The 13,739-nt window shown below is 72.7% G+C and carries 10 protein-coding genes; 6 read left to right on the plus strand and 4 right to left on the minus strand.

Annotated features, from left to right (window positions below; all coding sequences use genetic code 11):
* Nucleotides 1-22: 22 nt before the first annotated feature.
* The 3 genes from IE308_RS06300 to IE308_RS06310 all read right to left on the minus strand — a co-directional run bounded on the left by IE308_RS06300 (nucleotide 23) and on the right by IE308_RS06310 (nucleotide 5,681).
* The gene (locus IE308_RS06300; RefSeq protein WP_190216922.1) at nucleotides 23-2,533 is read right to left on the minus strand and encodes a SpoIIE family protein phosphatase; all 2,511 of its coding nucleotides are present in this window, start codon (nucleotides 2,531-2,533) and stop codon (nucleotides 23-25) included.
* A gap of 160 nt (nucleotides 2,534-2,693) precedes the next feature.
* The gene (locus IE308_RS06305) at nucleotides 2,694-5,087 is read right to left on the minus strand and encodes an MFS transporter (protein ID WP_190216923.1); all 2,394 of its coding nucleotides are present in this window, start codon (nucleotides 5,085-5,087) and stop codon (nucleotides 2,694-2,696) included.
* A 150-nt stretch (nucleotides 5,088-5,237) separates the two neighbouring features.
* Nucleotides 5,238-5,681 (minus strand): SRPBCC family protein, encoded by a 444-nt coding sequence (locus tag IE308_RS06310; RefSeq protein ID WP_190216924.1) that lies wholly within the window; start codon nucleotides 5,679-5,681, stop codon nucleotides 5,238-5,240.
* Between the two features lie 181 nt (nucleotides 5,682-5,862).
* Here IE308_RS06310 and IE308_RS06315 point away from each other — a divergent pair, with 181 nt between their 5' ends.
* The 4 genes from IE308_RS06315 (at nucleotide 5,863) to IE308_RS06330 (ending at nucleotide 9,605) form a co-directional block, all read left to right on the plus strand.
* The gene (locus IE308_RS06315; protein ID WP_190216925.1) at nucleotides 5,863-6,909 is read left to right on the plus strand and encodes an Rv2578c family radical SAM protein; all 1,047 of its coding nucleotides are present in this window, start codon (nucleotides 5,863-5,865) and stop codon (nucleotides 6,907-6,909) included.
* Between the two features lie 135 nt (nucleotides 6,910-7,044).
* Nucleotides 7,045-8,640: an alpha/beta hydrolase gene (locus IE308_RS06320; protein ID WP_190216926.1), complete on the plus strand. Its 1,596-nt coding sequence runs from the start codon at nucleotides 7,045-7,047 to the stop codon at nucleotides 8,638-8,640.
* Between the two features lie 45 nt (nucleotides 8,641-8,685).
* A complete protein-coding gene (locus tag IE308_RS06325) occupies nucleotides 8,686-9,084 on the plus strand; it encodes a RidA family protein (protein ID WP_190216927.1) in 399 nt (132 codons plus the stop codon).
* A gap of 20 nt (nucleotides 9,085-9,104) precedes the next feature.
* Nucleotides 9,105-9,605, plus strand: a complete 501-nt coding sequence (locus tag IE308_RS06330; RefSeq protein WP_190217381.1) for a GNAT family N-acetyltransferase — start codon at nucleotides 9,105-9,107, stop codon at nucleotides 9,603-9,605.
* Between the two features lie 54 nt (nucleotides 9,606-9,659).
* On the opposite strand, the gene IE308_RS06335 is transcribed toward IE308_RS06330, so the two are convergent.
* Nucleotides 9,660-10,247, minus strand: a complete 588-nt coding sequence (locus tag IE308_RS06335; protein ID WP_190216928.1) for an adenylosuccinate lyase — start codon at nucleotides 10,245-10,247, stop codon at nucleotides 9,660-9,662.
* Between the two features lie 373 nt (nucleotides 10,248-10,620).
* Here IE308_RS06335 and IE308_RS06340 point away from each other — a divergent pair, with 373 nt between their 5' ends.
* Nucleotides 10,621-12,426 carry a 3-hydroxyacyl-CoA dehydrogenase family protein gene (locus IE308_RS06340; protein ID WP_190216929.1) on the plus strand — a complete coding sequence of 602 codons (1,806 nt, stop codon included), beginning with the start codon at nucleotides 10,621-10,623 and terminating at the stop codon, nucleotides 12,424-12,426.
* Nucleotides 12,427-12,586: 160 nt separating this feature from the next.
* Entirely contained in the window at nucleotides 12,587-13,399 is an 813-nt protein-coding gene (locus IE308_RS06345) for a TetR family transcriptional regulator (RefSeq protein WP_190216930.1), read from the plus strand.
* Nucleotides 13,400-13,739: the final 340 nt, after the last annotated feature.

A 13,739-nucleotide genomic window follows, 5' to 3' on the forward strand; every position in this document is an offset into this window, starting at 1 on the left:
CGCAAGGGCAGGGCCCCCTCTTTCACCTCGTGTTCGACGCCCCGGCCCCTGGCCTGCGCGGCGGGAGCGAGTGCTCGAACCAGACGGTCTTGCGGTGTCCTGCGGCGCTCGCGCCCCATTCGCGGGCCAGCCGGCTGACCACCCGCAGGCCGCGGCCCGACTCCTCCCAGGGGTCCGCCGCGCGCAGCGCGGGCAGCTCCGGTTCGTCGTCCGTGACCTCGCACAGCAGCGCGTCGGCGCGGACCAGGCGCAGGCCGATCCGCTCGCCGGTGCCGTGCCGTACGGCGTTGGTGACGACCTCGCTGACCAGCAGCTCGGCCGTCTCCACCGCGTCGGGCAGGCCCCAGTGCAGCAGCCGGTCGCGGACCAGTCGGCGGGCGTGGGCCACCTCGCGCGGGTCGCGGGTGAGCTGCCAGTCGGCGACGTCGTCGGCGGGGATGCCGTTGAGGCGGGCCATCAGCAGGGCCACGTCGTCCTTGCGTTCGCCGTGGGTGTTCAGGGCCCGGATGATGGTGTCGCAGGCCTCGTCCATGGAGGCGGCGGGGTGGGCCGCGGACTCGCACAGCGCGGCGAGCCCCTCGCCGATGTCGGCACCGCGCACCTCGACCAGCCCGTCGGTGCACAGCACCAGCCGGTCGCCGGGCCGGACCCGGACGCGGGTGGACTCGAAGGGGACGCCGCCGACACCGATGGGGGCGCCGGTGGGCAGGTCGAGCAGTTCGCTGCGGCCGTCGTCGGCGCGCACCAGCACCGGCGGGATGTGCCCGGCGTTGGCGATGTCCAGCTCGCCGCGGATCGGGTCGTAGACGGCGTACAGGCAGGTGGCGAGGTAGGTGTCGCCGAGGCGTCGGGCCAGGTCGTCGAGGTGGCGCAGGAGCTGTGCGGGCGGTGTCTCAAGGGTGGCCATGGTCTGTACGGCGGTGCGCAACTGGCCCATCATCGCGGCGGACTTCAGGCCGTGTCCCATCACGTCGCCGACGACGAGCGCGGTGCGCGAGCCGGGCAGTTTGACGGTGTCGAACCAGTCGCCGCCGACCCGGCCGAGGCGGGTGCCCGGCAGGTAGCGGGTGGCCACGTCGCAGCCGGCGAGGCGCGGGGTGACCTGCGGGAGCATGCTGTCCTGCAGGGTGTCGGCGACGTTCTCCTGGTAGGTGTACATGCGCGCGTTGTCGAGCACCAGGCCGGCGCGGGCGGCGAGTTCGGCGCCCGTGGTGCGGTCCATGGCGTCGAACGGCTCGCGGTCGGGGCGGCGCATCAGCACCATGAAGCCGAGGACGACATGGCGTGCCTTGAGCGGCACGATCAGCAGGGAACGGCCGTTGATCAGCGGCCTGAGGTCGCGTTTTTCGAACTCGGCGGAGATCCGGTTGCCCATCTCCTCGGTGACCCGCGGGACGAGGACCGGTTCCCCGGTGCTCATGCACTGGAAGAACGGGGTGTGTTCGGGGAAGGCGATGGCCTCGCCGACCGGGACGGTGTCGTCCCAGCGGCCCGGTTCGTCGTTGTGCTCCACCCAGACCCGGTGCCAGACGGTGGTCACGTCGGGGACGCCGTCCGGGAAGCCCTCACCGGCGAGGACCGCGGCGCGCAGATGGGTGCCGGCGAAGTCCGCGAAGCGGGGTACGGCGGCGCTGGTGACCTCGCGGATGGTGGCGTCGAGGTCGAGGGAGGAGCCGATGCGGGTGCTGACCTCGTTCAGGAACTCCAGGCGCTCGCGGACGGCGGCGTACTCCAGCTCGCGTTCGGCGGCGGGCAGGAGGGGCTCGCGCTGCGCGTCGCCGGGGCCGGCCGGGGTGCCGGTGCGGCGGCCCGGGCGGCGGGGCACGCCCCAGTCGGGGGTGACGGGCACCCGCTCGGACTGGCTGAACTCCAGGACGGGATAGCCCAGTTCGAGGACCTGGGAGACGATGCGGCCGCTGAGGCCGGGGCCCATGTTGGGCAGGATGTCGGGCAGCCGCCGGGCGAGTTCGCCGGAGGCGGGCAGCTCGCTGTGGCGGGCGAAGCCGGGCGAGATCCGCTCGGTGGACTCGTCCTCGTGGCCGCGTTCGCCGCGCAGCCGGGTGGCGTCGGTGGCGAGCACGAGCAGCCGGGCGGGCTCGGCTCCGACGAGGGGGTAGGCCCACCACAGGACGTCGATGCGCTCACCGCCGCCGTCGCGGGGGGTCTGCGGCGGGACGGCCCAGCCGTGCCGTCGCCGGTCGAGGCGGGCCCGGCCCGCCCGCGGGTAGGGGGTAGGGCCGCCGAGCGAGACCTCCGGGTCGCCGCCGAGGAGGTCGTCGTCGAGGCCGCGGGGGCCGGGCTCGTCCTCGGTGTACGCGGTGGAGACGGGGAGCAGGTCGGCGGCGGGCCGTCCGATCGCCTCGTCCTTGGCCACGCCGAGGAGCCTGCGGGCGCCGCTGCTCCAGTGGGAGACCAGGCCGTCGCGGTCGACTACGACCACGGCGAGCGGGACGCGCCCGGCGGGGTGTCCGGTCGGTACGCCGGTCCCGGCGCGACGGCTGTCCGTCCCGCCCCGGTCCGTGCCACGGTCCATGGCCCAGGCCCCTTCTCCGCACGGCTGTCCAAGATCTGTTGTCCCCCGCCCCACGGTAAGGCCGCCGTCGCTCGCCGCGGGAGACGTTTGCCGAATTGGTTGCGTCGGGCGCCTTCTTGTGGGCGACGCCCGACCGGAACGCCGGCCCGGGCCGTCCGGCTCAGTCCTCGTGGCCGAGCTGGAGGTCGCGTTCGGTACGGCCGCCGCCCGCGACCTGCAGGACGGTGGCGACGGGCGGGTAGCCGGCGGCGATCACCGTGTACTCGCCGGAGGACAGGTCGACGAACCGGAAGGTGCCGTCGGCGCCGGTGGTGAGGGTGTCGACGACGTTCCCCGCGGCGTCGAGCAGGGTCACGCGCGCGTCCTCGACGGGGCGGCCGCCGCCGGCCCGGACGGTGCCGCGCAGCACGGCGCCGCCCGCGAGTTCGATGTCCTGGCGGGTCTCCCGGGCGGCCTGCACGGTGACCGGGAGGGCGGCCGGGCGGAAGGCGGGTGCGCTGGCGGCGAGGGTGTACTCGCCGGCGACCAGTTCGGTGATGACGTAACCGCCCTCGCGGGAGCTGCGGGTGGCGGCGACGACCTCGCCGTGGACGTTGGTGAGGGTGACGGTGGCGTCGCGCACGGGGGTGCCGTCGGCGGTCAGGACGCTGCCGGCGAGGCGTCCGGCGCCGCCGAGGACGACGTCGAGTTCGACGGGGCGTTCGCCGACGGTCACGGAGACGGCCTGCGGCTGGTGGCCGCCGGCCGCGGCGATGAGGACGTACGATCCCGCGCCGGGCGTGGACAGCGCGTACCGCCCGTCCTCGCCGCTCGCGCCCCGCCCGACCTGCTGCCCGGCGACGTCGATGAGGGTGAGCGCCGCGCGGGGGACGACGGTGCCGTCGTGGTGCTGCACCGTGCCGCAGACGGGGATGCCGGCGCTGTGCGGGGAGCGCGCGTGCGGCAGCGGGGCGTTCGCCTGGCCGGTCTCCGGGGCGGTGGCGGCGGGGGCGGCGTTGTGGGACACCAGGGGTTTCTCCTTGAGGAAGAAGGCGATGAGCAGGCCGAGGGCGAGCACCGGCACGAGGTAGAGGAAGATGCGCGGCATGGCGTCGGCGTACGCCCGGATGTAGGCGTCGCGCAGCGCGGCGGGCAGGGCGTGGACGAGCTGCGGGGTGACGGACTCCGGGTCGGGCAGCTCGCCGCCTGCGGGCAGTTCGCGGCGCAGCGCGTCGGCGAGCCGGTCGGCGAAGAGGGTGCCGAAGACCGCCGCGCCGACGCTGCCGCCGATCTGCCGGAAGTAGTTGCTGGCGCTGGTGGCGGTGCCGAGGTCGGCGGGGCGCACGGAGTTCTGCACGGCGAGGACCAGGACGGGCATGACCAGGCCGATGCCGGCGCCGAGGACGGCCATCCAGATGCTGTAGTGCAGGCGCGGGGTGTCCGCCTCCAGGCGGGACAGCAGCCACATGCCGGCGACGGCGAGGGCGCTGCCGAGGACGGGGTAGAGCTTGTAGCGGCCGGTGTGGCTGATGAGCTGGCCGGAGACGACGGAGGCGCCGACGATGCCGCCCATCATGGGCAGCATCAGCAGTCCGGACTCGGTGGCGGAGGCCCCGTCGACCATCTGCAGGAAGGTCGGCAGATAGCTGGCGGCGCCGAACAGGGCGACGCCGACCACCAGGCCGACCAGGCCGGTGACGTTGAAGACGGGGTCCTTGAACAGCCGCAGGGGGATGAGGGGTTCGGCGGCGAAGCGCTCGGCGAGGAGGAACAGGCCGGTGGCGAGGACCGCTCCGGCGCCGAGGCCGGCGATGACGCGGGAGTCCCAGGCGTACTCGGTGCCGCCCCAGCTGGTCAGCAGGACCAGGCAGGTGGAGGCGGCGGCGAGCAGCAGGCAGCCGAGCAGGTCGAGCCGGGGCCGCACGGCGGGCCGGGGCAGTTTCAGCACGACGGTGACGACGGCGAGGGTGGCCAGGCCGAAGGGGACGTTGATGTAGAAGCACCAGCGCCAGGAGAGGTGGTCGGTGAAGTAGCCGCCGAGGAGCGGTCCGGCGACCGAGGCGAGGCCGAAGGCGGCGCCGATGAGGCCCATGAACCGGCCGCGCTGCCGGGGCGGCACGATGTCCGCGATGATCGCCTGCACGCCGATCATGAGTCCGCCGGCGCCGACGCCCTGGACGGCGCGGAAGGCGATCAGCTGGTCCATGCTGTGGGCGCGGCCCGCGAGCGCGGAGCCGATCACGAAGACGACGATCGCGAACTGGAAGACGCTCTTGCGGCCGAGGAGGTCGCCTAGCTTGCCGTAGACGGGCAGGCCGACGGTGGAGGTGAGCAGGTAGGCGGTGATCGCCCAGGACATGCGGTCCAGGCCGTGCAGCTCGCCGACGATCTTCGGGAGCGCGGTGGCGACGATCATCTGCTCCAGCGCGGCGAGCAGCAGGGCCAGCATGAGCCCGAGGAAGACCAGCCGGACGCGGCGGGGGCTCAGCGGGGGCGGCGCCGCGGCCGGTGCCGGGGCGGCGGCCTCGGGGGGCGCCACCGCCGGTTCGTCGTGCACCAGAGTGATCCCGCCCACGTACCGCTCCCCTCGTCACACCTGTTCACAATTCCCGCGTAATGCGACAACCACGGTCAGGTGCGACGAGTTACGGCGAAGAGGTACGGAGCGAAGATATCCACTCGAACCGGTGAAGGGGTCAACCCCCTTCACCGCGGCGTGACTTCGCTACTTCTCGACCTCGGCGGCCAGCTTGGCGAGGACGGCGTCGTAGATCCGGCCGAGGCCCTTGGGCGCGAAGGTCTTCTCGAAGAAGCCGCCGATGCCGCCGGCGCCGTTCCAGGTGGTGGTGACGACGACCCGGGAGCGGCCCTCGCCGGCCGGGGTGACGGTCCAGGTGGTGACCATGGAGGAGTTGCGGTCCTTCTCGACGAGCTGCCCGTCGGTGGGCTCGCTGACCTCCAGGAGGCAGTCGCGGACGCGCTTGCTGGTGGCCTGGAGCTTCCAGTGGACGAGGGTGCCCTCGCCGTCGCCGCCCTCGCGCACCTCGTACTCGCTGAAGTGCTCGGGCAGCAGCTTCGCGCGCGTGCCGCTGTAGTCGGCGAGGGTGTCGAACACCTTCTCCGGGTCCGCCGCCACGACCCGCTCGGTAGTGGCCTCGACCTGCGCCATGGGATCCCTCCAGGACCTGATGTTCTCGGGGTTGCGCACAGCCAACCACCCCGCTCACCGACCACCCAAATCGGGGTAGCGGAACCGATCGTTCGAGTGTCAGGGACGGACAGAGGATGACGCTCGCACGATCAAGGGAACATGTGTTCTATTCTGGGTCCAGTGCTACCGAGGAGGCGTCATGCGCTGGGAGAACCTCACCCTGGACCCGGACGATCACGGCCGGGCCGCCGACCCCGCGCTGTTCGGCGCGGACGCGGTGGTGACCCGCACCGTCGACACGCCCGAATTCGCCGGGATCACCTTCCACGAGATCCGCGCCCGCTCGATCGTCAACCGGGTGCCGGGCGCCTCGCGCATGCCGTTCGAATGGACGGTGAACCCCTACCGCGGGTGCTCACACGCGTGCGTGTACTGCTTCGCCAGGAAGACGCACAGCTACCTCGACCTGGACACCGGGCTCGGCTTCGACACCCAGATCGTGGTGAAGGTCAACGCGCCGGAGCTGCTCCGCCGTGAGCTGGGCGCGCGCGGCTGGCGGGGGCAGCACATCGCCATGGGCACCAACGTCGACTGCTACCAGCGCGCCGAGGGCCGCTACCGGCTGATGCCGGGCATCCTGGCCGCCCTGCGCGACCACGCCAACCCCTTCTCGATCCTCACCAAGGGCACGCTGATCCTGCGCGACATGCCGCTGCTGACGCAGGCCGCCGAGGTCACCGACGTCGGCCTGTCCGTCTCGGTCGGCTTCACCGACCCCGGCCTGTGGCGCACGGTCGAACCGGGCACCCCGGCGCCGCAGCGCCGACTGGACGTCGTACGGACGCTGGCGGAGCACGGCCTGGGGTGCGGTGTGCTGATGGCGCCGGTGATCCCGTTCCTGAGCGACCACCCCGCCCAACTGCGCGACACCGTGCGGGCGATCGCCGAGGCCGGGGCCACCTCCGTCACCCCGCTGGTACTGCACCTGCGGCCCGGCGCCCGCGAGTGGTTCATGGCCTGGCTCGGCCGCGAGCACCCGCACCTGGTGGCCCGGTACGAGCGGCTGTACGCGGACGGCGCCTACGCCCCGAAGTGGTACCAGCGCCGGATCACGCGTCAGGTCCACGAACTGGCGCAGGAGTACGGCATCGGCCCGGCCGGCCCGGGCATGCCGCGCCGGATCCGCCCGGCGGCCCCGGCGGAGACGCCTCCGGTGTCCGAACCGACTCAACTCTCGCTGATCTGAGAGCGTTCGAGCGCATCCGGCGGACCAATTGGGTCAAGTATTGCCAGAACACGTTCTTCCAGGCGTCCTTTCCGGGACGATGCGGCCAGGGCCGTGACCCTCGCGGCCCGCGCCCCTCCGTCCTGGGAGGACCCCATGAGACAACGCGCAGCCGTGCTGTGCGGCGCCGCCGTCGCCCTGGCCGGGTCGCTCACGGCCCTGCCCGCGCGGGCCGACGCCCCGCACCCCGCATCCACGGCGTCCGCGGCGACCACCGCTTCCGGCGCCCGGCTCGCCTGGAAGAAGTGCGGCACCGACGACTACCCGACCCTCCAGTGCGCCTCCCTGAAGGTGCCGCTCGACCACACACGCCCGCACGGGCGGCAGATCACCCTCGCCCTGTCCCGCGTCCCGCACACCGCGAAGACCTACCAGGGCCCGCTGCTGGTCAACCCCGGCGGCCCGGGCGGCAGCGGTCTGACCCTGGCCGGGTTCGTCGCCTCCGCGCTGCCCAAGACGGTCGCGGCGCAGTACGACGTGATCGGCTTCGACCCGCGCGGGGTGGGCGCGAGCAAGCCCGCCCTGAACTGCCGGCCCGGCCACTTCGACCCGGTGCGCCCCGACTCGGTGCCCGGCACCCGGGCGCTGGAGAAGGCCAACCTGGCGCGCGCCAGGGCCTTCGCGGACGCCTGCGGCAAGAAGTACGCGGACCTGCTGCCGTACATCGACACCGTCCAGGCCGTACGGGACATGGACACGATCCGGGCCGCCCTCGGCGCCCGGAAGATCAACTACTTCGGCTACTCGTACGGCACCTACCTGGGCGCGGTCTACGCCAAGCTCTTCCCCGAGCGGGTCCGGCGCCTGGTGCTGGACTCGATCGTCGACCCGACCGGCGTCTGGTACGACGACAACCTGAGCCAGGACTACGCCTTCAACGACCGGCACCGGGCCTTCATGGCCTGGGTCGCCCGCAACAACGGGACGTACAAGCTCGGCACCGACCCGGAGAAGATCGAGGCCAAGTGGTACGCGATGCGCGCCGCCCTCGTGAAGAAACCGGCCGACGGCAAGGTGGGCGCCGCGGAGCTGGAGGACACCTTCATCCCGGGCGGCTACTACAACGGCTACTGGCCCTACCTCGCCGAGGCGTTCGCCGCGTACGTCAACGGTCACGACGACGACCCGCTGGTCGAGGCGTACGAGAACTTCGGCGCCGTGGACACCTCCGGCGACAACGGCTACAGCGTCTACACCTCGGTGCAGTGCCGGGACGCCGTCTGGCCGCGCGACTGGGACCAGTGGCGCGACGACAACTGGGAGGTGTACACGAAGGCGCCCTTCATGACCTGGAACAACGCCTGGTACAACGCGCCGTGCGCGTTCTGGCCGACCCGCTCCCGCATCCCGGTGAACGTGGCCAACGGCAAGCTGCCGCCGGTGCTGCTGTTCCAGGCGACGAACGACGCGGCCACCCCGTACGAGGGCGGTGTGACGGTCCACCAGCTGCTGGCCCGCTCCAGCCTGGTCGTCGAACAGGGCGGCGGCAACCACGGCATCACGCTCAGCGGGAACAGCTGCCTGGACAAGCACCTCGCCAAGTACCTGACCGACGGCACGGTGCCGCGCGGGCACGGTGAGGCGGACGCCGTGTGCAAGGCGCTGCCCGACCCCAAGCCGCTGACCACCAAGGCCGCTTCCGGCAGCAGCCGCGGCTCGACGCTGCACGGGCTGCTGGGCTTCCGGGGCTAGGAAAACCGGGGGAGGCCTGTCAGTGCCGTCGTCCATGATGGGCACATGAGCGCACTGACCCGGATCACCGCCCCCGACGGGGTCGCCCCCGCCGCCCAGTACAGCCATGTCGTCCTCGGCACCGGCCGCTTCGTCGCGGTCTCCGGGCAGATCGCCCTGGACGAGGACGGCAAGGTGGTCGGCGAGGGCGACCCGGCCGCACAGGCCCGCCAGGTCTTCGAGAACCTGCGGCGCTGCCTGGCCGCGGCCGGCGCCGGTTTCGACGACGTGATCAAGCTGACGTACTTCGTCACGGACGTGGCCCATCTGCCGGCGATCCGCGAGGCCCGGGCCGCACACATACCGGACGACCGGCTCCCGGCCTCCTCGGCCGTGCAGGTCGCGGCGCTGGTGCGGCCGGAGTTCCTGCTGGAGATCGAGGCGTTCGCGGTGATCGGCGCGTGAGCGCGGTGGCGGTGCGGGAGATGGCCCTGGAGGACTGCGACCGGGTCGCCGAGATCCGGGTCCGGGGCTGGCAGAGCGCCTACCGCGGTCTCATGCCGCAGGCGTATCTGGACGCCATGAGCGTCGCGGAGGACGCCGAACGGCACCGCGCCCGGTTCACCGGGGGCGACGGCAGCGTGACGAACCTGGTCGCGCAGGACGAGGGCGGAGTCGTCGGCTGGGCCTGCCACGGCCCGTACCGGGACGGCGAGCGGCGCACCGCCGACGCCGAGCTGTACGCGATCTACGTGGACCCCGCCCACTACGGCACCGGCGTCGGCCGCCTGCTCCTCGCCGAGTCGGTACGGCGCTGCTCGGCCGCCGGGCACGCGCGCATGTTCCTGTGGGTGCTGAAGGACAACACCCGCGCCCGGCGCTTCTACGAGCGGGCGGGCTTCACCGCGGACGGCGCCGAGGAGCCCTTCGAGGTGCAGGGCGTGCCGGTGCCGGAGGTGCGGTACGTCAGGGATCTGACGGCCTGACAGTTCTGCTCAGGGGGTCCGCTTCTGCTCAGGGGATGGATCCGCTCCGCCCGCTCACCCCGGCTTCCCCCGCTGCCCGGGGATCCTGGCCAGCGCGTGGACCGCCGCCTCGGCGAGGGCCGGATGGGCGAGGGCCTCGTTCAGCACCGGGCGGGCCCGCGCGTCGCCGAGTGCGCCCAGGCCCTCCACGCAGGCCAGCGCCACCCGCCGGTAGGGGTCGTGCGGGCGCAGCCGCCGCTGGAGCGTGGTGATCAGGGCGGGTACGGACTCCGGTGCGCGCAGCTCGGCCAGCAGCCGCACCGGGTGCAGGGCGTAGGCGACGCGCAGCTCGTTGGTGGCGAGGGCCGCGGCGGCGCGGGCGGTGCGCGGGTCGCCGAGGCGGGCGAGGGCATGGGCGGCGGAGGCGCAGCGCTGCGGGTCGCGGTGGTTCAGGAAGAGGACGAGGGACTCGAAGGCCCGCCGGTCGCCGGCCAGGCCCAGCCGGAACGCGGCCAGCTCCCTCGCCCACAGCGGCTGCCCGGGCGCGGTGAGCACTCCGGCCAGCTCGTCGTGGCCCTCGGTGGCGGCCAGCCGCTCGAACTCCGCCGCTCCGCGCGCCTCCTGCCGTAAGCGGTCCGTGAGCGATCGCAACTCTTCGTCCATGACGCAGAGGTTAGGCGGGACACAGGCACGGCGGGACCTACATCACAAAGTCCGGGGGCTGGCGCGCTCGTTACCCACCGGTTAAGCTCAGACGAGCGAGATACCCCTCGCATCTCCCCCACGACGGCTTGGTGACGCAGCCTCGTGGGAGCAGTCGGTTCGGTACTGAGTACCGCAGTACGGCTCGGCCCGGGGACAGGGCCGGTCGGAACCGCCGTCCTGCCGGGCGTGTGCGCGCCCCGCGACGACGGCACCGGGCGTGTGCGCTCGCAGCCCGGCCACACCCGCACTCCTTTTCTCACGCACCCGGTGCGCCGTTTCCGGCGCACCCGGTCGTGCTTCCCGTCGTCACCCTCATTTCTGGAGTCCCGCGATGGCCACTCCCCAGCCCGACCCCTCCCTGTCCCCGCTCAGGACCGTCGCCGTGGTCGGCCTCGGCACCATGGGCACCGGTATCGCCGAGGTCCTCGCCCGCGCCGGCCGTGACGTGATCGGCATCGACATCAGCGAGGCCCAGGCCGCGCGGTGCACGGCCGCGCTGGAGTCCGCCACCGCCCGCGCGGTGGAGCGCGGGCGGCTCACCGAGGCGGAGCGCGCCGACGCCCTCGCCCGCTTCCGCACCTCCACCGAGCTGGCCGCGGCGGCCGACGCCGACCTGGTCATCGAGGTGGCTCCGGAGTCGTACGAGGTCAAGCACCAGATCATCCGCGAGCTGGACGGCATCGTGCGGCCCGACGCGATCCTGGCGACCGGCACCAACGCGCTGTCCGTGACCCGTCTGGCCGCCGACTCGGCCCGCCCGGAGCGCGTGCTCGGCCTGCACTTCTTCAACCCGGCCCCGGCGATGAAGCTGGTCGAGGTGGTCTCCTCGGTGCTCACCGCGCCGGCCGCCGTCAGCGCCGTCACCGACCTCGCGCTCGACCTGGGCAAGGAGCCCGTCGCGGTGGGCGACCGGCCCGGGTTCGTCGCCGACGGGCTGCTGTTCGGCTACCTGAACCAGGCCGCCGCGATGTACGAGGCGAAGTACGCCTCGCGGGAGGACATCGACGCCGCGATGCGGCTCGGCTGCGGTCTGCCCATGGGCCCGCTGGCGCTGCTCGACCTGATCGGCATCGACACCGCGCGCACGGTCCTGGAGGCCATGTACGCCGAGTCCCACGACCGGCTGCACGCCCCCGCCCCGATCCTGAAGCAGCTCAGCGAGGCGGGCCTGACCGGCCGCAAGTCCGGCCGCGGCTTCTACACCTACGAGGCGCCGGGCAGCGCCACCGTCGTGCGGGACGCGCTGACGCCGCTGGAGGGCGACACCCTCACCCCGGGCCGCCCGGTCCGCTCGGTCGGCGTGGCCGGCTCGGGCACCATGGCCTCCGGCATCGCCGAGGTGTTCGCCAAGGCCGGGTACGAGGTGGTCCTCGCCGCCCGCAGCGAGGAGAAGGCACAGACAGCGAAGGCCCGTATCGGCAAGTCGCTGGCGCGTTCGGTCGACAAGGGCCGGATGACCGCCGAGGCCGCCGCCGAGGCCCTGGACCGGATCACCCCGGCGGGCTCCTACGACGCCTTCGCCGACGTCGACCTGGCCGTCGAGGCGGTCGCGGAGGACCTGGAGGTCAAGCAGCAGCTGTTCGCGGCGCTGGACAAGGTGTGCAAGCCGGGCGCGGTCCTGGCCACCACCACCTCCTCGCTGCCGGTCGTCGCCTGTGCCCGGGCCACCTCGCGTCCGCAGGACGTGATCGGCATGCACTTCTTCAACCCGGCGCCGGCGATGAAGCTGGTCGAGGTGGTCCGTACGGTGCTGACGGCGGACGACGTCCACGCGACGGTCCGCGAGGTCTGCGCCAAGATCCGCAAGCACGCCGTGGACTGTGGCGACCGCGCCGGGTTCATCGTCAACGCGCTGCTGTTCCCGTACCTCAACAACGCGATCAAGATGGTCCAGGAGCACTACGCGTCCCTCGACGACATCGACGCCGCGATGAAGCTGGGCGGCGGCTACCCGATGGGCCCCTTCGAGCTGCTGGACGTCGTCGGCCTGGACGTCTCGCTGGCCATCGAGAAGGTCCTGCACCGCGAGTTCCGCGACCCGGGCCTGGCTCCCGCGCCGCTCCTGGAGCACCTGGTGGCCGCGGGCTGCCTCGGCCGCAAGACGGGCCGGGGCTTCCGCGAATATGCCCGGCGCTGACCGCCCGGGCGACCGGACGCCGGCCGGGCGGGACTGGGGCGGGCTGCTCGATCCGGCCGGGCCCCCGCCGCCCGCCCGGTCCGGCCCTCCCCCGTCCGGCCGGGGCGGGGGAAAGCCCGGACCTGCGCAAAGAAGGCCGCGCATGCAGTACGTTCGGGGCATGTCCCAGCCCGCCAAGTCCTCACGTACACCAGCTACGCCAGAAGCGCCGGAAAGTGCCGCAGGCAGTCGCGCCGCCGCCCAGCGGCTCAAGATGCGCCGGGAACTGGCGGCGGCCGCGATGGAGCTCTTCGCGACCAAGGGGTACGAGGCGACCACCGTCGACGAGATCGCCGCGGCCGCCGGCGTGGCCCGCCGCACCTTCTTCCGCCACTTCCGCTCCAAGGAAGAGGCGATCTTCCCGGACCACGACGACACCCTGGTGCGCGCCGAGGCGGTGCTCAACGCGGCCCCGGCGCACGAGCATCCGCTCGACACGGTGTGCCGCGGCATCAAGGAAGTGATGAAGATGTACGCGGCGCGGCCGGAGATCTCCGTCGCCCGCTACAAACTGACGCGCGAGGTGCCCACCCTGCGCGAGGCGGAGATCGCGTCGGTGGCCCGCTACGAGCGCCTGTTCACCCGCTATCTGCTCGGCCACTTCGACGAGCACGCGCACGACGACGACGCCAACGACGACCCGCTGCTCGCGGAGGTCGCCGCGTCCGCCGTGGTCACCGCCCACAACCACGTGCTGCGGCGCTGGCTGCGGGCCGGCGGCCAGGGCGATGTGGAGGCGCAGCTCGACCACGCCTTCGCGATCGTCCGCAAGACGTTCGGCAGCGGCATCATGGCGGGCCGTACCACCGCGCCGCCGAAGCCGGCCGCGGCGACCACCTCCACCCACGGCGAGGTGCTGGTGACCGTGGCCCGGACGGACGCCCCGCTCGACGAGGTGATGCGCACGATCGAGCAGGCTCTCAAGGAGCGCTGAGTCACTCGGTCGCTGTGATGACGGCCACCCCCTCGGGGTGGCCGTTTTGGCATGTCAGGGACCCTTTTCACGTCCTTTTTCACCGGCTGCCGAGGGCCGTTCGATCGATCATCGCTCATTTGTTACGTAAAGATTTCATCTGAGAGCAAGTTCTGGCACTCAGTGCCTTGTCACCTGACACGCGGTGTCATACGTTGAAGACGTCCGGGCGACTGTCCCAGCGGACGCACCAGCCCGCGCGCCCCGGACGCCTGCGTCACAGGCACCCTCCCGCGCCACAAAGCGCTGCCGAACCAGCACCACCCCCCGCCGAACCGACGGCACACCCTCACCACTCTCA

This window comes from Streptomyces griseosporeus, assembly GCF_014656055.1.
Classification (GTDB): domain Bacteria; phylum Actinomycetota; class Actinomycetes; order Streptomycetales; family Streptomycetaceae; genus Streptomyces; species Streptomyces griseosporeus.